Genomic DNA, 17,695 nt, shown 5'->3' on the forward strand with positions numbered 1-17,695 from the left:
CGCGGGGGCGGGCACTTGCGTGAGCCGTCGTAAAGCGAACTAGCTCTCGTTTGCCTGCTGCTGTTCCTTCGCAATGCGGGCGGCGGTGCGACGGCGCTTGCGCAGCTGCTCAAGGCGCTCCTCGAGCAGGACGTCGAGCTCCTCGATGCTGCGGCGTTCACGCAGCATGTCCCAGTGGGTGCGCGGCGGCTTGGCGGGCTTGGATTCCACGCCTTCGCCCTCCATGAGGGTGCCGACCTGGCCGTTCTTGCACATCCACTCCTCGGGGATTTCGGCGTCGTCAGCGAACGGCACCTCGAACACCTCACCGTTGGGGGTGCGGTACTTCGCCATCTGGCGTGGCGCGAGATCGTGGTCGCGGTCCGTTTCGTAGCTGACTGCGCCCATGCGGCTTCCGCGAAGAACTCGATCAGCCATGGCACTCACCATCCTTTTCAACCCGTTTGTTTTCAGTCGCTCCAGTATAACGGTGCAGTTCCGCGAATTGTTCCCGGCTACTTTTGCGTAATCGACAGTTGTAATACACTGCATAATTGTGACGGATAAACTACGTGCTCTTACCAAGAAGCAAGCCGTGTGCGCATGGTGCGGGAAGGAAATCCCCGTCAACCGTGGTCGCGGCAGGAAACGGAAGTACTGCGGGCCGTCGTGCAAGCAGCGTGCGTACGAACAGCGCACGATGCTAGCCGGCACGTCGGTCGACGAGGATGCGGTGATTTTGAACCGCAACAAAGTGGCCGAGATACGCGACCGCTTGTTTGCGCTGCGCTGCGCAGCGGAGGACATCCGCACGGCGGCCGCGGAGGGCGCGAAGCCTGACGATTTGGCCCCGCTTTGTGACGAATTAGTAGAATTAGCCCAGCAACTTGAAAGGCTGAGGTGATTTCCAGGTGGAAAAACGCGCGGCAACCAGCGCAAAGACGCGCACAACTCTAATCGTTGTCGTATCCATTTTCATCGTCGCGGCGGTGCTGGTGGCGATGATTCCGCTGCTGATGACCCTGTTTAAAGGCGGCGGGGTAAAGACAGAGGGGATTGACGCCGACAACGTGTCCGCAGCCTCCACAGAGCTTGACGGCGAATGGACGGTGACCAACCGCCCGGGCGACAACGTCACATCCGCCGGCTTCACCTTTGAAGAGGTACTGCCGGGCGAGCGCCGCAGCACATCGGCGTCCACGCGCGCGGTCACAGGCTTCGCGACGATTGCCGAAGGCACGCTAACCGCCGGCGAGATCACCGTCGACATGCAGCACCTGTCGTCCGACAGCGACAAGCGCGACTCGTCGGTGCGTCGCCGAATCTTCCACACGGACGAGTACCCGGAGGCGACGTTCAAGGTGACGCAGCCGGCGGACGTGTCCGCCGTGCCGGACGACGGCACTGTGGGCACCGTGGCGCTGACCGGCGAGCTGACAATCCACGGCGAGACCAATGAGATCACGCACGAATTCGACGTTGCGCGCTCGGGCGACCGGTTGATCGTCGCCGGCGACATTCCGATCAACCGCCTGGATTACGGCGTGGAGACCCCGGAGCTCGTCGCGGCGAAAATCGCCGAGGAGGGCGAAGTGAACGTGCGGATCAACATGACCAAGTAGATGGGCTTGTTTACGTAACGTTACGCTAAAAGGGGTATATGGAAGGGCGTCAGGCGCAAGGAGCGTGCGGCGCCCTTCTACCGTTTATCCGTATATAACTGTCCGATAATGTACATTATGTCAAGTACGGTTCTGGTGGCTGGACTCCTACCTAGCGACGGCCTCTCCTGTTCCGCCGCGCCAACGTGATCTGAGCCAGATCGATCATCCCCAGCCGCGCCATCGCTTCACGTAACGCGAACTGCCACACCCACAGGCGGCGGAACACGGCGTCGTAGCCGTCTGCCGCCGCGTCGCGCAGCTTGCCGTCGAACGTGATGCGCTGCAGGCGCAACGACGCCGCGAGATGCTCCGGCGCCGACGTCTGCGCCACAACGCGCAGATCCGTCTCGCGGTCGACCGTCTTGCCGATCTCCGCAGCCGTCGTGAAATGCAACCCCGGCCAGATGTACGCCCGCAGAGACTCCAACGCGAGATCCGCCGTCCGGTTGTACGCCTTGGCGCGCACCACGGTTTGCAGACTGGCTCTGCCGCCCTGGCCCAGCAACGCGTCCACAGCGAGCAGATACTGCCGCTGCTGTCGCCGTGGCATCGTCTCCAGCATCTCCATGCTCACAACTGCGTCATAGACCCCGCGGCGCTGCTTTGCCACAGCGTCCGGGCCTTCCGCGATGCGGTCCACAGTGACCGATCCGTCCGTGCCTGCCAGCACGAGCTGCTCGCGCATGGCCGCATACAGGCGGGCGTCGCGCACGACCGCATCTACAGTCGCGCCCCGTTCTGCCGCGGCGAAAGCAACCGCTCCGCCGCCGGACGGATACTCCAACAGGTGCGTACCCGCACCCGCCCCCAAAAGGTCCAAAATAGCTCGTACGCTGCGGGTTTGCGCGTCCTTCAGGTCCGCGCGGTCAGACTCTAACGGGGACCCGAATTCCGTCACGTCGACGAAATGATCCCGAGGTTCACGGCCTCTACCAGCACCTTTGGTGTGCGACTTCACCCGCATGCGCTCAGTGGTGGCTACGCCGGTGGAAAAATGGCCCTGAAATGCGCTCAGCCCGTCTCCGGAAAAATGGGCCACCAAGTCCGGCGGCAGCTCGCCCGGTGTCGCGGGCCGCACCGCGTCCACCCTACGGGTGCGCGGGAGGTAGCCGGTGCGCAGGAGGGCCGTGAGGACGTCGACAAGCTGCTGCGAACCCCCGGTCGACCACTCTCCCGCCATGTAGCCCTCCGCGAGCCCGACCCACCCGCTCGCGGCGATGCGCTGGAACACCTCCGCGCGCTCAACCGTGAGATCCGCGCCGTCGCCCTCGAAGGACAGTCCCGCTTTCGCGCACGCGCGGGCAAAGCCCGCCTCCGCAAGCCTCGTGCGTAATCTGCCTGGCTGCGGCACTGAAGCCACTCCCGGCCAAGCGTCTGCATCGACCGACTGTAGGTGCGCTGGGGTGTTCGCGGGAGTGCTCTCGGACATTCCTCGGATGCTACTGCGCCGGCAGCTCAGATGCGGAGTGCCACGGCGGAGCCTGGCCGCGCGGTTTGCTGGCGGGCGCGTACTATGTATGCCGTTCCGATTAATTACGTCATTGACCCGAGGAGATATCACTCATGGCCTCTCAGGTGTACCGCCCCGAAGGTAGCCGCCACCACGTCGTCATCGTGGGCGCAGGTTTTGGCGGCGTGAACGCGGCAAAGGAGCTCGCAGATGCAGACGTCGACATCACGCTGATCAATAACACCAACCACCACCTCTTCCCGCCGCTGCTGTACCAAGTGGCAACCGGCCTGATGTCCTCCGGTGAGATCACCGGCGACGTGCGCCAGATGTTCAGCAACCAGCAGAACGTCCGCGTCGTGCGCGGCACCGTAGAAACGGTTGACGTGAAGGCGAAGACCGTCACCTCCGTCGAGGGCGGCAAGGAATCGACCTTCTCCTACGACTCGCTCATCGTCGCCGCCGGCGCTGGCCAGTCTTACTTCGGTAACGACCACTTCGCCGAGTTCGCTCCGGGCCTGAAGACGCTGGACCACGCGTTTGAGATCCGCGCCCGCCTCATCGCCGCCTTCGAGCGCGCCGAGCTTGCCGAGACCCCGGAAGAGCGCGACCGCCAGCTGACCTTCGTCATCGTCGGCGCTGGCCCGACCGGTGTGGAGCTGGCTGGCCAGGTGGCAGAGATGGCGCACCGCGCGTTCACCTCCGGCCGCTACTCCTTTAGCACCGAGCAGGCCAAGATTTACCTCCTTGACGGCGCTCCGCAGGTGCTGCCGCCGTTTGGCAAGCGCCTGGGCAAGAAGGCGCAGCGCGAGCTTGAGAAGGCCGGCGTGACCGTCATCCTCAACGCGATGGTGACCAACGTGGATGCAGAGAGCGTGACCTACAAGGACATGAAGTCCGAGCAGGAGACCACCATCAGCACCCCGACCAAGATCTGGTCCGCCGGTGTGGCCGCTTCCCCGCTGGGCAAGCAGGTCGCAGACCAGCTCGGCGTTGAAGCAGACCGCGCGGGCAAGGTCGCGGTCAACGCCGACCTGTCTGTCGGCGACGATCCGAACGTCTTCATCGTCGGCGACATGATGAGCCGCGACCGTCTCCCGGGTGTGGCGCAGGTGGCCATCCAGTCCGGCGCGTACGTCGGCAAGATCATCAAGGAGCAGGTCGAGCACGACGTCGCACCGGAGAGCCGCGACCCGTTCGAGTACTTCGACAAGGGCTCCATGGCCATCATCAACCGCTTCAACGCTGTGGTGAAGATGGGCAAGGTGGAGATCACCGGCTTCATCGGTTGGCTGATGTGGCTGGGCGTGCACCTGTCCTTCCTCACTGGCACCCGCAACCGTCTTGTGGCTGCCACCGAGTGGACCACCAACGCCTTCTCCCGTGCCCGCCACAACCTGGCGGTAACTGAGGGCCAGCTTGAGGTCTCTGAACTGGACAACGAGAAGTAGTCCCTCGCCTTTTTCCGGGCGTGCTGTAGCCGCGCCTCTCCCCCGGCCCCGAACCTGTTTACCCAGGCTCGGGGCCATTTTTCGTCCCGCTTAGAGCGTAACCATTCGAGTGGGAAGAATCACACCTATCGTATTACCTTTATTGTTCTCACGTCCCCTACAATCGTGTGTGAGCGGCCCGCGCTTTGAAAGTACATGGGCATGTTGATTGGGCAAGTGCAGCCGCGAGAGATCCTCATAAGCTTTACCGAAGGACTGTGCAACTGTGACTGTTTCTACAGAGCCGCAAACCGAAAACCGCGCGTGGGAAGGCTTCACGCCGGGACCGTGGATGGAACGCATCGACGTTCGCGATTTCATCCAGCGCAACTACACCCCGTACGACGGGGATGCTTCGTTCCTCGAAGGCGCCACCGAGAAGACGCTGCGCCTGTGGGACTACCTGGACAAGAACTACCTCGCCGTCGAACGCGAGCGCCGCGTCTACGACGTCGACACCGAAACCCCCGCCGACATCGACGCGTTCAAGCCGGGATACATCTCGGATGACGACGATGTCATCGTCGGCCTGCAGACGGACACCCCGACCAAGCGCGCGATGATGCCCAACGGTGGCTGGCGCATGGTCGAGCAGGCCATCAAGGAGGCCGGCAAAGAGGTCAACCCGGACGTGAAGAAGATCTTCACCCAGTACCGCAAGACCCACAACGACGCTGTCTTCGATATCTACACTCCGCGCATCCGCGCAGCCCGTTCCTCCCACATCGTCACCGGTCTTCCGGATGCCTACGGCCGCGGCCGTATCATCGGCGACTACCGCCGAGTGGCGCTCTACGGCGTGGACTTCCTCATCGAGGAAAAGCAGCAGGCCAAGGACGCGTCCGTGGAGAAGGGCTTCTCTGAGCACTGGGCACGCTACCGCGAGGAGCACGCCGAGCAGATCAAGGCGCTGAAGAAGCTGAAGAAGATGGCCGCAGACTACGGCTTCGACATCTCCGGCCCGGCAACCAACGCGAAGGAAGCCGTGCAGTGGACCTACTTCGGCTACCTCGCCTCCGTGAAGAGCCAGGACGGCGCCGCCATGTCCATTGGCCGCCTCTCCCCCTTCCTGGACGCATACTTCGAGCGCGACCTTGCCAACGGCACCCTGACCGAGGTTGAGGCCCAGGAGATCATCGACGCACTGGTGATCAAGCTGCGCATCGTGCGCTTCCTGCGCACCGAGGATTACGACCAGATCTTCTCCGGCGACCCGTACTGGGCAACCTGGTCCGACGCCGGCTTCTCCGAGGACGGCCGCCACCAGGTGACCAAGACCTCGTTCCGCCTGCTGCAGACGCTGCGTAACCTCGGCCCGGCGCCGGAGCCGAACATCACCATCTTCTGGGACCCGGAGCTTCCGGCAGGCTACAAGGAATTCTGCGCCGCAATCTCCATCGAGACTTCGTCTCTGCAGTACGAGTCTGACAAGCAGATCCGCGGCCAGTGGGGCGACGACGCCGCCATCGCCTGCTGCGTGTCCCCGATGAAGGTGGGCAAGCAGATGCAGTTCTTCGGCGCCCGCGTCAACGCGGCGAAGGCTCTGCTCTACGCCATCAACGGCGGCCGCGACGAGGTCAGCGGCAAGCAGGTCACCGACGGCGACCACACCCCGATCCAGGGCGACGGCCCGCTGGACTTCGACGAGGTCTGGCAGAAGTACGAGGAGATGCTCGACTGGGTTGTCGGCACCTACGTCGAAGCGCTGAACATCATCCACTACTGCCACGACCGCTACGCTTACGAGTCCATCGAGATGGCGCTGCACGACTCCGACATCGTCCGCACCATGGGCTGCGGCATTGCCGGCCTGTCTATCGTGGCGGACTCCCTCTCGGCGATTAAGTACGCCAAGGTCACCCCGGTCCGCGACGAGACCGGCCTGATCGTCGACTACGTCACCGAGGGCGAGTTCCCGTTCTACGGCAACGACGATGACCGCGCGGACGACATCGCCGCCACGGTGGTGCACACGGTGATGCAGAAGATCAAGGCGATCCCGCTGTACCGCGACGCCATCCCGACCCAGTCGGTGCTGACCATCACCTCCAACGTGGTCTACGGCAAGGCCACCGGTTCCTTCCCGTCCGGCCACAAGGCCGGCACCCCGTTCGCACCGGGCGCTAACCCGGAAAACGGTGCGGACAACCACGGCATGGTCGCGTCCATGCTCTCCGTGGGCAAGCTCGACTACAACGACGCGCTGGACGGCATCTCGCTGACCAACACGATCACTCCGACGGGCTTGGGCCGCAACAAGGAGGAGCAGGTGACCAACCTGGTCGGTGTCCTGGATGCAGGCTTCATCATGGACAACGCCGACTCGGTCATCAACCCCGCCTAACCAAGACTTCCCCATCCACCTTTTCACTCTGAAGGAGACAACATCATGGCTACCCCTACTTTCGACGAGCGCCTCGCTTCCATGAAGGCTTCCCGTTCCGCTCACCACATGGACTCTGGCCTGTACCACGCAAACATCAACGTGCTGGACGAGTCCACGCTGGAGGACGCAATGGAGCACCCGGAGAACTACCCGAACCTAACCGTTCGCGTCTCCGGCTACGCCGTGAACTTCGTCAAGCTGACGAAGGAGCAGCAGCGCGACGTTATTTCCCGTACCTTCCACAAGGGCGCTTAGTGTATGGCCCAGGACGGAACTAGCGGCGTCGTCACGCTTTCGCCCGAACAGGGCGAGCGCGTGCGCGGCGTCGCTGCCGGTTTAGGCGGACTGTCCACCGACGACCTGGAGATCACCCGCCCCGAGCTGTTCGAGGCCCGCCGCACGGGCGAAATCGGCCTCATCCACTCGTGGGAGCTGGTCACAGCTGTCGACGGCCCCGGCACCCGGATGACCATCTTCTTGTCCGGTTGCCCGCTGCGGTGCAAGTACTGCCACAATCCGGACACGATGGAAATGAAGGAAGGCACGCTCGAGCGTATCGACGATGTCGTGCGTCGCGTGCTGCGCTACAAGCCGGTCTTCAGCGCTTCCGGTGGCGGGCTCACGCTCTCTGGCGGCGAGCCGCTGTTCCAGATCGCGTTCACGCGCCGCCTGCTGAAGGCGGTGCACGACGCGGGCGTGCACACCACGATCGACACGTCCGGCTTTCTTGGTGCGCGACTCACCGACGAGGACCTGGACAATATCGACCTGTTCCTGTTGGACGTGAAGTCCGGCGATTCGGAAACGTACGAGCACGTGACTGCCCGCCAGCTGCAGCCGACGATCGACTTCGGCGACCGGTTGCATGCGAAAGGCAAGCCCGTGTGGATCCGCTTCGTGCTGGTGCCCGGTCTGACGGACAGCGAAGAGAACATCCGGAACGTCGCCGACATTGTCGCGCGTTGGAAGGGCACCGTGGAGCGCGTCGAGGTGCTCCCCTTCCACAACATGGGCGCCGATAAGTGGGAAAAGATCGGGCTGGATTATGAGCTGGCGGACGTCAAGCCCCCCAGCCCGGAGGCTGTCGAGCACGCGCGAGACATCTTCCGCAGCCGCGGGCTGACGGTGTTCTAGCGGCTTTTCGCCCGGGTGGACACCCGGGCGCACCCCCGCTAGACAACCGTCGCGATCAGCGTAGTATTACCTAAGTTGTCGAGCGCGCCAGGGGCGCACTCTCCCGCCGCACGGGGGCCACTGCGCCGCAGCGCCAAGATCCTGCATTGCTACCGGCCCCTCGCACGAGTGAAAGGGGGCTGAAGCAATGCCACCACGTATTCCAATGCCGGGTCAACGACCGAAGAAGGTACAGCCCCCCACGCGCAGCATCCCGGTCCCCCTCGAGCGCCAGATCGATTTCTGCCGCGTCTTCGTGGACGGCAAGCGCCAGCCCGGCAATGTGCGGATGTCGCACGCGCTCGAGGTTGTGGAGCGCTACGAAAACGCCTTCGTGTGGCTGAGCTTGAAAGAGCCGACCACGGAGCAGATGGAGAAGATCGCGGAGGTCTTCGACATCGAGGACCTGGTCGTCGACGACGTCGTGGATGCGCACCAGCGCCCGAAGATCGAGCGACACGACGAGCAACTGTTCATGGTTGTGCGGTCCGTGTCCTACCGCGACGATGAAGAGGTCGCGGACGCCCGCGAAATCATTTCCACCGGCGAGGTGCAGATGATCGTCGGCGAAAAGTTCGCCATCACCATTCGTCACGGTGCTCGCCTGCCGGACCTCACGCCAAAGCTTGAGGACGAAGAAGATCTCGCCGTGCTCGGCCCCACCGCCGTCGCTTGGGCGGTGTCGGACTACCTGGTGGATAACTACCTCAAGGTCGCCGACTTGCTCGAGGACGACGTGGACGAGTTGGAAAATGAGGTGTTCACGCCCCGCCGCACCATCAACATCGACAAGATCTACACCTACAAGCGTGAGATTTTGGAGATGCGGCACGCAATCGATCCGCTCGCTCCTGCCCTGCGTAACGGCCTGACCAGCAACAAGGACTTCATGCGTAAGGTCCTGCGCACCTACTTCCGGGACGTGCAGGACAACTCCACGATCGTCAGCGACCGCCTGTCCGGCTTCGACGAGCGTCTGACGTCGCTGCTCGATGCGTCGGTAGCCAAGATCACCATGCAGCAGAACTCGGACATGCGCACCATCTCCGCTGTCGTCGGCATGGCCGCGGTGCCGACGCTGATCGCGGGCATTTACGGCATGAACTTCGAGCACATGCCGGAGCTTGGGTCGCGCTACGGCTACCCCGCCGCGCTTTTGGTCATGCTTTTGGCCATCTCCGCGATGTGGTGGTGGTTCCGCAAGAACAACTGGCTGTAGCTAGCGGTCCAGCACCATCAGCTTCAGGTTGGTTACGGCGGCCAGCTTGCCGTCGGCTGTCATCTCCACGCGCCACAGGTGCGTGCGCTTGCCGACGTGCACGGGTTCGGCCACCGCGCGAATCGTCTGGCCTAGCCGCACGCTGCCGAGCAGGTCGGTGTAGTTGCTCATGCCTACTGCAGGCTTCGCGCTCGCCGCCACGGCTGCGATGGAGGCAAGCGTCTCCCCGATCACGCAGTACAGTCCGCCGTTGACGATGCCGGTGGGCTGCAGGTGGCGCTGCTCCACCTCCAGCGCCCCATCGAGGCGGTCTTTGGAGCAGTACGTCAGCTTCAACCCCAGCGTCTGGGCGAAATCAAACTCGCCGGAATTGATGTAGGACAGCTCTTCTTCCGTCAGAGGGGCCTCGATGACCTCTCGGTACAGGCGCAGATTCTTCTCCATGTCCATGCCGGCCAATCTTACGGGCGAAAGCGGGCGCACCCCGCGTAGAATCCGGCGTATGACTGCAGAACACAACGGTGACCAGCTCGCTCAAATCGGTGTTGTCGGCATGGCGGTGATGGGCTCCAACCTGGCCCGCAATTTCGCGTCCAAGGGCCACACCGTGGCCATCTACAACCGCTCCCCGGAAAAGACCCGCGCGGTCGTTGAAGAGTTCGGCCACGAGGGCAATTTCATCCCCTCCGAGTCGATCGAGGACTTCGTCGCATCGCTCGAGCGCCCCCGCAAGGCAGTGATCATGGTGCAGGCCGGCGCCGCCACAGATGCAGTGATCAAGCAGCTCGTGGAGGCCATGGACGACGGAGACATCATCATCGACGGTGGCAATTCCCTGTTCACGGACACCATCCGCCGCGAACGTGAAGTCGCTGCAGCTGGCCGCCACTTCGTCGGCGCCGGCATCTCCGGCGGCGAGGAGGGTGCGCTGCGTGGCCCGTCGATCATGCCGGGCGGTCCGGTGGAATCCTGGGAGACTCTCGGGCCGCTGCTGGAGGACATCTCCGCGAAGGTGGACGGCACCCCGTGCGTGACCCACATCGGCCCGGACGGCGCCGGCCACTTTGTCAAGATGGTGCACAACGGCATCGAGTATGCGGACATGCAGGTCATCGGCGAGGCCTACCACCTGCTGCGCTACGCGGCGGGCCTCGAGCCGGCGGAGATCGCGGACATCTTCACGGAGTGGAACAAGGGCGACCTGGACTCCTACCTCATCGAGATCACCGCGGAGGTGCTGCGCCAGGTGGACGCGCGCACCGGCAAACCGTTCATCGACGTCATCGTGGACGCCGCCGGCCAGAAGGGAACCGGCCGCTGGACGGTCAAGGAAGCGCTGGACCTCGGGGTTCCCACCACCGCCATCGGCGAGGCCGTCTTCGCCCGCGCGCTGTCGTCTGCGCTGGCTCAGCGCGAGGCGGCCCAGGAGGTCGGTCTGCCTGCGGGTGAGACGACGACGTTGGAGGCCGAAGGCGTCGATAAGCAGTCGTTCGTTGAGGACGTGCGGCGCGCGTTGTACGCCTCTAAGCTGGTGGCGTACGCGCAGGGCTTTGACGAGATCAACGCCGGCTCCCAGGAACACAACTGGGACATCAAGCCCGGCGATCTCGCGCGCATTTGGCGCGGCGGCTGCATCATCCGCGCGAAGTTCCTCGACCGCATCACGGAGGCCTACGAAAAGGACCCGGAGCTGCCGTCGCTGCTTTTGGACCCGTACTTCAAGGGCGAGCTGGACAAGGGCCTGGTCGATTCCTGGCGCCGCGTGGTTGTCACCGCAACCCAGCTGGGCCTGCCGGTGCCGGTGTTCGCATCCTCGCTGTCCTACTACGACTCGCTGCGCGCGCAGCGCCTGCCGGCTGCGCTGATCCAGGGCCAGCGCGACTTCTTCGGCGCCCACACCTACAAGCGCGTGGACATGGAGGGCACGTTCCACACCACGTGGTCCGGCGAACGCGAGGAACTGAGCTACTAGCTCGGCTTCTCCCCTTTCGTCCGACCGCGTAGACTGCACTGAATGACTACATTCGCCGATCTCGGTTTGCCCCGGGCCATTGTCAACGTCCTGGGCAAGCAAGGCATCACAGAGCCCTTCCCCATCCAGGAAGCGGCGATCCCCGACGCGCTGGCCGGCAAGGACGTGCTGGGCCGCGGCCCGACAGGCTCCGGCAAGACCTTCACGTTCGGCCTGCCCATGCTGGCTCGTCTCGCAGGCGCTCCGAGCACCCCGGGCCACCCGCGCGGCCTTGTTCTGGCGCCGACGCGCGAGCTCGCCTCGCAAATCCGCGAACGCCTCGAGGACCCCGCGGCCGCGCTCGGCCTGCGCGTGCTCGATGTTGTGGGCGGTGTGAACATCAACCACCACATCCGCTCGCTCGCGTCCCCGGTGGACCTGCTGGTGGCCACCCCCGGCCGTGCCGAGGATCTGATCAACCAGAAGAAGCTGTCCTTCGATTCGGTGCAAATTGCTGCCCTGGATGAGGCGGACCAGATGGCGGACATGGGCTTTCTGCCGCAGGTGCGCAAGCTTTTGGACCGCACCCCGAAGGACGGTCAGCGCCTGCTGTTTTCCGCCACCCTCGACGGTGACGTGGAAAAGCTCATCGCCCGCTACATGCACGACCCCGTCACCCACTCCACCGCCCCGGTGCAGGCGGCGGTAGACACGATGGACCACTACCGCCTCATGGTGGGCGGCCGCGAGGAGCGCAACGAGATCGCGCTGCAGATCGCGGCGCGCGAGGGCAAGACCATCATGTTCATGCGCACGAAGCACGGCGTGGACCGCCAGGTGAAAAAGCTGCGCCGCGCCGGCATCCACGCCCAAGGCCTCCACGGCGACAAGGGCCAGGGCGCGCGCACACGAGCGCTGGAGGGCTTCGCCGACGGCTCCACCCCTGTGTTGGTGGCCACGGACATCGCGGCCCGCGGCATCGACGTCGACGACGTCTCCCTGGTCGTGCACGTGGACCCGCCCGCGGAGCACAAGGCGTACCTGCACCGCGCAGGACGCACAGCACGAGCCGGCACGTCCGGAACCGTGGTCACCCTCGTGATGGACGACCAAGCCAAGGAAGTCGCGCAGCTTCTGCGCAAGGCCGGCGTGGACGCGCCCGAGGTCAGGGTGGCTCCGCTTTCGGATTCCTTGGTTACAATCACCGGTGCACGCACACCGGAAGGCACGCCGCTTCCTCCGCCGGGCCAACCCCAGCGGCCGAAGCGGACCGCTGCCTCCGGCAACCGCAAGGCAGACGGCAACCGGAGCCGCAATGCCAGCCGCGGCGGAAGCAACAACCGCAACCGCGCCCGCCGCGCGGACCGAAGTCGAAGGAGTAACGGCCGCTAAGGCACAGACCACCATCCATGGACATACTCTTATCCATCCTCGCCCTACTGGCGTTCGTGCTGCTCACGGCGTCGACCGGGCTTTTCGTCGCGGTCGAATTCGCCATGACGGGCCTGGAACGCTCGACCATCGACGCCCACGTCAAGGAGCGGGGCGACGCCACAGCGCGGGCGATTGCGCGCGACCACGCAAACCTCTCGTTCGTGCTCTCCGGCGCGCAGTTGGGCATCACGGTGACCACCCTTGCCGCCGGTTTCCTCGCAGAGCCGGTGCTGGGCAAATTCTTCACCCCGGTCCTCGAGCTCGTCGGACTGCCTGCAAGCGCGTCCACCACTGTCGCGCTCGTCCTCGCGCTGGTGGTGGCGACGTTTTTGTCCATGGTGTTCGGCGAGTTGGTGCCGAAAAACGTGGCCATCACGGACCCGTTGAACACGGCCCGCACGGTGGTGCCGCCCGTGCACTACTTCAACACGGCGACCAAGCCGTTCATCCTGTTTCTCAACACCGCCGCGAACTGGGTGGTGCGCAAAATGGGCATCGAGCCTGCCGACGAGCTCGCGTCCGCCCGGTCCTCCCAGGAGCTCGGCGCGATGGTGCGAAACTCCGCTGAAGCGGGCGGTCTGGATGCGGCTACTGCCGCCGTGATCGACCGTTCGTTGCGTTTCGGCGAGACGACGGCTGAGGAAGTGATGACGCCGCGCTCAACCATCGATTCACTGGACGCGGACGACACCGTCGCGGATTTGATCACCCTCGCGCGCGAGACTGGCCACTCCCGCTTCCCGGTGCGCCGCGGCGACTTGGACGACACCCTCGGCGTGGTCCACATCAAGGATGCCTTCTCTGTGCCGCACGAGTTCCGCGCCACGACGAAGTTGGCATCCCTGGCGCGCCGGGTGCCGTTCGTGCCGGGCACGCTCGATGGCGACTCGGTGCTCAACCGCGTGCGCTCCGCAGGCTCTCAGGTGGTGCTGGTGGCCGACGAGTACGGCGGCACCCAGGGCCTGGTCACCATCGAGGACCTTGTGGAGGAGATCCTCGGTGAGGTCTACGACGAGTACGACGACCAGGAAAGCGAGAAGGACTTCACCCGCTTTGGCACGTCCTGGGAGGTTGCGGGCCTCGTGCGTCTCGACGAGTTGGAGGAACGCACCGGGTTCGCCGCCGTGGACGGTCCCTACGAAACCCTCGGCGGCCTGATTATGGCCACGCTGGGCCGCATCCCCAGCTCGGCGACGAGGTCGTGCTGCGCACCGCCTCCGCGGCGAATTTCCAGGAGGAGCTGCAATCCGGCGGCGCTGGCAATTGGCTGGCGCAGGTCTCCGAGATGGACGGCCGCCGCATCGACCGCGCGCTGCTGCGCCCGGTCCCGCCCGAGGAAGCAGGCGAAGTTGGAGAGGCGGTGGACACCAAGTGAGTATCTGGTTGGCAGCACTGCTGATCGTCGCGCTGCTCGGCGCCAACGCGTTCTTCGTGGCCGTCGAATTCGCACTCGTCTCCTCCCGCAAGGACCGCTTGGAGTCGCTCCTTGCGCAGGGCAAAACCAAGGCTGAGGGCGTGCTCTACGCCACCGAACACCTCTCGATCTACCTCGCCGGCGCACAGTTCGGCATCACGGTGGCGTCGCTGATTCTGGGCAAGGTGGCCGAGCCTGCGATCGCCACTTACATCGAGGCGCCGTTTGAGGCCCTGGGCATGCCCGGCGACCTGCTGCACCCCGTAGCGTTCGTGCTCGCCCTGCTCATCATCTCGTTTCTGCACATCTTGTTCGGCGAGATGGTGCCGAAAAACATTGCCATCGCGGGCCCGGAACGCATGGCGATGTGGCTGACCCCCGCGATGACGCTGTGGATGAAGCTCACGCATCCGCTGCTGGAATTCCTCAACTGGGTCGCGCGCAAGACGCTGCTGCTGTTCGGCATCGAGCAGCGCGACGAGCTCGAATCCACCGTGGACCAGGAACAGCTCGCCACCATGATCCAGGAGTCGCGCGAGGAGGGCCTCCTGGACGCCGAAGAGACCGTGCGCCTGGCCAAGGCGCTGCGCCAGGACTCCCGCCAGCTCAAGGAAGCCATGATCCCGCTGGCCCAGGTCACGACGATCCCGTACGACCCTCGCGGCATCCGCCTCTCCGTCATCGAGCAGGCGGTCCAAGACACCGGCTACTCCCGCTTCCCTGTCCGCATCGACGCCAGCTCGCTCGCCGGCTACGTCCATGTCAAGGACATCCTGGACCTGATGGAGTTCCCGCAGGGCGATCCGCGGGTTTCGCTCAAGCGCATCCGCCCGCTGACTACAGTCGATGCCGCCCAGTCCATGGACGACGCGCTCGCGATGCTGCACCGCCGTTCCGCGCACATGGCGGAGGTGCACGACAACGGCAAACTCGTCGGCGTGGTCGCGCTGGAAGACCTCATCGAGGAATACGTGGGCACGGTGTCCGACTGGACCCACGAGGGCGAGTAATGCAGGTGCTCACGCCCGAGGAGTACCTGCCGCGCATCGCAGCTCACGCCGCCCGCGCCGAACGCTGGACCGCGCCAAGGGTGGCGCGCCGGGCACGCGGCCAGTATCACCCGGTGTGGGATTTCCTCTTCGATTACTACCCGCAGCGCCCCGCCCATCTCAAGCGCTGGCACCCGGGCGTCGGCATCGCGCTCGAAGACGCCGCTTCGCTCCCCCACGCCGGCTGGCGCGACTATGTCTGCAACAAGGGCACTGTGCTTCTCGACGTCCAACGGTTCCTCACCCACCGCAGAGGCGACGTGGAGGAGGCGGAGGCCATCCTTCGGTCCGTCGATAAGCGAGAAGCCCACTTCGACTGCTTCGGGATGCACGAGTGGGCGATGGTGTACCGCACCGACAACCCGCGCCACAGCCTGCCGCTGCGCTTAGGGCCTGAGGGCACGAACGCCGTGGTGGAGGCGCACAACGTCAAGTGCACGCATTTCGACGCCTTCCGCTTTTTCACCCCGGCGGCGCGGCCGCTGAACCTCACAGTGCTCACGCGCGAGGGGCAGGCGGACAATGACCAGGCGGGCTGCGTGCACGTGAGCATGGACCTGTACAAGTGGGCGATGAAGCTCGGCCCGCTCGTGCCGGGCGAGCTACTCATGGACTGCTTCGAACTCGCCGCCGACGCCCGCCGGCTGGACATGGAGGCCTCCCCGTACGACTGCCGGAGCCTTGGTTTCGGTGTGGTGGCGGTGGAAACACCGGAGGGCAAGGCGGAGTACGTCGCCCGCCAGCGCGAGCTCAGCCGCCGCGCACAACCGCTGCGGCAGCGGCTTGTCGCGATCATCGACGCCGCATATGACGGCTAGACTCGAAGACGGTTTTCACTCGTTCGATCGATAAAGGCGGCGATTCCGGTGGCGAAGCACGCAAGCGGCAAAAACAACTACAGGCTGTCCGGAGAGCTCATCGCCTTACTGGTGGTGCTGGCCCTGATCGCGGCGGCCGTGATCTGGTGGTTGTCCAGCCGCGGCGACGATGCCGGCAGCACTGAGGCGAAGGCCGAGGAATGCGTCGCGGGCGAGCTCGTGCTGCCTGTCGCGGCCTCCGACAAGGGCGCGGGCCAATCGCTTGTGGACGCCTACGGTGACTCCGCCCCCGTCGTCCGCGACTATTGCGTGAAGCCCCAGCTGGTCGACTCTGTTGCTGACGCCGCGGTCTTCGTCGCCCCGAACACGGCGGTGACCCACCAGTCGCTGGAAAGCGCCGGCCGCACCCCCGCCGTGTCTGATGCGCAGCCCGCGTACAGCGAAGCGGTCGGCGTGGCCGGTAAGGATGAAGTCAAGCTCGAGGACCTGACCGTGGATAAGGTCCGCTTCCCCGTCTCCGAGGAATCGGCCGCCTCCGCCCTGGTGGCCTCGCAGGTGGCAGGCAACGACAACGACGCCGTGCAGGCGCTGACCGATCAGCGCATCGGCAGCGCCGACGAGCTCAACGCAGATGCCGGCGAGTACCTCGCCACCGCCGAGGACGCCGTGCCGGAAGGGCTGAAGTTCACCCCGGTTGGCGCCGACGCCGTCTACGCCGCGTTCCCGCTGAACCAGAACGACAAGGTCGACGAGAACCAGGCCCGCGCGGGCCAGGACTTCGCCCGCTTCGCCTCCGAGCGTTTCGACGGCACCGAAAAGGACCAGCCGGCCGTCTCCGATCTGGTGTGGGCCGCTGCCCTGCCCGCCGGCGGCGAGGCCATCACATCGGACGCGAAGAAGGACGGAGCGCAGGATGGCGCTGACGCTGACAAGGCTGCTGGCGGCGAAAGCGCTGACGCCGCCGGTGCCAATGCCGGCGCCCTGCAGCCCGAAAACACCCTGTTCCTCCTAGACACCTCCGATGCGATGAGCCCGTACCTCCAGCCGGCGAAGGACGCCATCGCAAACGCCGCGCTCGAGCTCGGCGGCAAGGGCAAGCAGGTCGGCCTGTGGAACTACTCCTCCCCGCTGAACCCAGGAGTTGTAGTGGGCTACCGCCAGAACATCAGCGTCTCCCCCGACGCCGATTCCGTCGCCGTGGCGGTGCGACGCTTCCTCACCGGCGGCGTGCCCCAGACCCGCCAGGCCGTCGAGGCAGCCGCAGGCGCCTATGGTGCTGGCGAAGCGAAAACCCGCGTCGTCCTGGTCACCACTGGCACGGCCGATGCTGGCGACGACAAGGCATTCGAAGACGCAGTGCGAGGCGCGGCCGGCGACAAGGTGGAGATCACCGTCGTGCGCGTCGGCGAGGGCGAAGCGGACAAGGCGGTCGAGGCCCTGTCCGCGAAGACCGTGGATGCGAAGCAAGCCGACGGCATCGACGGCGCCGTGAAGCAGGCATCCGGCCTGTAGGCATCCGGTCAGCCCCCCCTGCGACAGACCCTGGGATCCTAAGCCTGGGATCGGGCGAAAATCGAGCGATCCCAGGCTCTGCCTCCCAGGGTCTGTGCGGCGAGGACATAGAAAAAGGCCCGGGCTGGTGGGAGTGATCCCAGCCCGGGCCTAAAC

15 protein-coding genes and 1 pseudogene are annotated in these 17,695 nt (G+C 65.0%); 13 read left to right on the plus strand and 3 right to left on the minus strand.

The features are described from left to right. Positions 1-39: 39 nt before the first annotated feature. A complete protein-coding gene (locus ACF3NP_RS04120) occupies positions 40-417 on the minus strand; it encodes an RNA polymerase-binding protein RbpA (protein WP_070473852.1) in 378 nt (125 codons plus the stop codon). A gap of 115 nt (positions 418-532) precedes the next feature. Between ACF3NP_RS04120 and ACF3NP_RS04125 the strand changes: the two genes are divergently transcribed. Beyond that, the gene (locus ACF3NP_RS04125; RefSeq protein WP_392399129.1) at positions 533-883 is read left to right on the plus strand and encodes a hypothetical protein; all 351 of its coding nucleotides are present in this window, start codon (positions 533-535) and stop codon (positions 881-883) included. Positions 884-890: 7 nt separating this feature from the next. Further along, on the plus strand, positions 891-1,601 hold the full coding sequence (locus ACF3NP_RS04130; protein WP_338026572.1) for a YceI family protein: 711 nt from the start codon (positions 891-893) through the stop codon (positions 1,599-1,601). Positions 1,602-1,752: 151 nt separating this feature from the next. Here ACF3NP_RS04130 and ACF3NP_RS04135 read toward each other — a convergent pair whose 3' ends face one another. After that, entirely contained in the window at positions 1,753-3,072 is a 1,320-nt protein-coding gene (locus ACF3NP_RS04135) for an SAM-dependent methyltransferase (RefSeq protein WP_181888410.1), read from the minus strand. Positions 3,073-3,206: 134 nt separating this feature from the next. On the opposite strand from ACF3NP_RS04135, the gene ACF3NP_RS04140 reads away from it, so the two are divergent. From ACF3NP_RS04140 to ACF3NP_RS04160, 5 genes are all read left to right on the plus strand, one after another. Beyond that, a complete protein-coding gene (locus tag ACF3NP_RS04140; protein WP_181888409.1) occupies positions 3,207-4,544 on the plus strand; it encodes an NAD(P)/FAD-dependent oxidoreductase in 1,338 nt (445 codons plus the stop codon). A 331-nt stretch (positions 4,545-4,875) separates the two neighbouring features. Further along, the gene (locus ACF3NP_RS04145) at positions 4,876-6,927 is read left to right on the plus strand and encodes a pyruvate formate lyase family protein (RefSeq protein WP_202032148.1); all 2,052 of its coding nucleotides are present in this window, start codon (positions 4,876-4,878) and stop codon (positions 6,925-6,927) included. 45 nt (positions 6,928-6,972) lie between these two features. Further along, complete coding sequence (gene grcA2 / locus ACF3NP_RS04150; RefSeq protein WP_181888407.1) at positions 6,973-7,224, plus strand: autonomous glycyl radical cofactor GrcA2; 252 nt, start codon at positions 6,973-6,975, stop codon at positions 7,222-7,224. Positions 7,225-7,227: 3 nt separating this feature from the next. Then, positions 7,228-8,103 carry a pyruvate formate-lyase-activating protein gene (pflA, locus tag ACF3NP_RS04155; RefSeq protein WP_181888406.1) on the plus strand — a complete coding sequence of 292 codons (876 nt, stop codon included), beginning with the start codon at positions 7,228-7,230 and terminating at the stop codon, positions 8,101-8,103. A gap of 187 nt (positions 8,104-8,290) precedes the next feature. After that, on the plus strand, positions 8,291-9,361 hold the full coding sequence (locus ACF3NP_RS04160; RefSeq protein ID WP_181888405.1) for a magnesium and cobalt transport protein CorA: 1,071 nt from the start codon (positions 8,291-8,293) through the stop codon (positions 9,359-9,361). Here the strand turns inward: ACF3NP_RS04160 and ACF3NP_RS04165 are convergent, their stop codons facing one another. Further along, positions 9,362-9,811, minus strand: coding sequence for a PaaI family thioesterase (locus ACF3NP_RS04165; protein ID WP_236883400.1), 450 nt, complete (start codon positions 9,809-9,811; stop codon positions 9,362-9,364). Positions 9,812-9,863: 52 nt separating this feature from the next. On the opposite strand from ACF3NP_RS04165, the gene gndA reads away from it, so the two are divergent. From gndA to ACF3NP_RS04195, 6 genes and pseudogenes are all read left to right on the plus strand, one after another. Further along, on the plus strand, positions 9,864-11,333 hold the full coding sequence (gndA, locus tag ACF3NP_RS04170) for an NADP-dependent phosphogluconate dehydrogenase (RefSeq protein ID WP_181888404.1): 1,470 nt from the start codon (positions 9,864-9,866) through the stop codon (positions 11,331-11,333). Between the two features lie 42 nt (positions 11,334-11,375). Further along, complete coding sequence (locus ACF3NP_RS04175; protein WP_181888403.1) at positions 11,376-12,704, plus strand: DEAD/DEAH box helicase; 1,329 nt, start codon at positions 11,376-11,378, stop codon at positions 12,702-12,704. A gap of 17 nt (positions 12,705-12,721) precedes the next feature. Next, positions 12,722-14,121, plus strand: a pseudogene (locus ACF3NP_RS04180) (hemolysin family protein). Then, positions 14,118-15,170 carry a CNNM domain-containing protein gene (locus ACF3NP_RS04185; protein ID WP_181888401.1) on the plus strand — a complete coding sequence of 351 codons (1,053 nt, stop codon included), beginning with the start codon at positions 14,118-14,120 and terminating at the stop codon, positions 15,168-15,170. Before ACF3NP_RS04180 ends, ACF3NP_RS04185 begins: the two are co-directional and overlap by 4 nt. Further along, positions 15,170-16,027: a 3-methyladenine DNA glycosylase gene (locus tag ACF3NP_RS04190; protein ID WP_181888400.1), complete on the plus strand. Its 858-nt coding sequence runs from the start codon at positions 15,170-15,172 to the stop codon at positions 16,025-16,027. Before ACF3NP_RS04185 ends, ACF3NP_RS04190 begins: the two co-directional genes overlap by 1 nt. 48 nt (positions 16,028-16,075) lie before the next feature. After that, a complete protein-coding gene (locus ACF3NP_RS04195) occupies positions 16,076-17,539 on the plus strand; it encodes a vWA domain-containing protein (RefSeq protein ID WP_181888399.1) in 1,464 nt (487 codons plus the stop codon). The last annotated feature ends 156 nt before the right edge of the window (positions 17,540-17,695 follow it).

Source organism: Corynebacterium lehmanniae (assembly GCF_043161975.1).
Taxonomy (GTDB): domain Bacteria; phylum Actinomycetota; class Actinomycetes; order Mycobacteriales; family Mycobacteriaceae; genus Corynebacterium; species Corynebacterium lehmanniae.

Coding starts and splice junctions, on each gene's coding strand:
- ACF3NP_RS04120 (WP_070473852.1), bottom strand. CDS start 417: ATGGCTGATCGAGTTCTTCGCGGAAGCCGCATGGGCGCAGTCAGCTAC.
- ACF3NP_RS04135 (WP_181888410.1), bottom strand. CDS start 3,072: ATGTCCGAGAGCACTCCCGCGAACACCCCAGCGCACCTACAGTCGGTC.
- ACF3NP_RS04140 (WP_181888409.1), top strand. CDS start 3,207: ATGGCCTCTCAGGTGTACCGCCCCGAAGGTAGCCGCCACCACGTCGTC.
- ACF3NP_RS04145 (WP_202032148.1), top strand. CDS start 4,876: ATGGAACGCATCGACGTTCGCGATTTCATCCAGCGCAACTACACCCCG.
- grcA2 (WP_181888407.1), top strand. CDS start 6,973: ATGGCTACCCCTACTTTCGACGAGCGCCTCGCTTCCATGAAGGCTTCC.
- pflA (WP_181888406.1), top strand. CDS start 7,228: ATGGCCCAGGACGGAACTAGCGGCGTCGTCACGCTTTCGCCCGAACAG.
- ACF3NP_RS04160 (WP_181888405.1), top strand. CDS start 8,291: ATGCCACCACGTATTCCAATGCCGGGTCAACGACCGAAGAAGGTACAG.
- ACF3NP_RS04165 (WP_236883400.1), bottom strand. CDS start 9,811: ATGGACATGGAGAAGAATCTGCGCCTGTACCGAGAGGTCATCGAGGCC.
- gndA (WP_181888404.1), top strand. CDS start 9,864: ATGACTGCAGAACACAACGGTGACCAGCTCGCTCAAATCGGTGTTGTC.
- ACF3NP_RS04175 (WP_181888403.1), top strand. CDS start 11,376: ATGACTACATTCGCCGATCTCGGTTTGCCCCGGGCCATTGTCAACGTC.
- ACF3NP_RS04190 (WP_181888400.1), top strand. CDS start 15,170: ATGCAGGTGCTCACGCCCGAGGAGTACCTGCCGCGCATCGCAGCTCAC.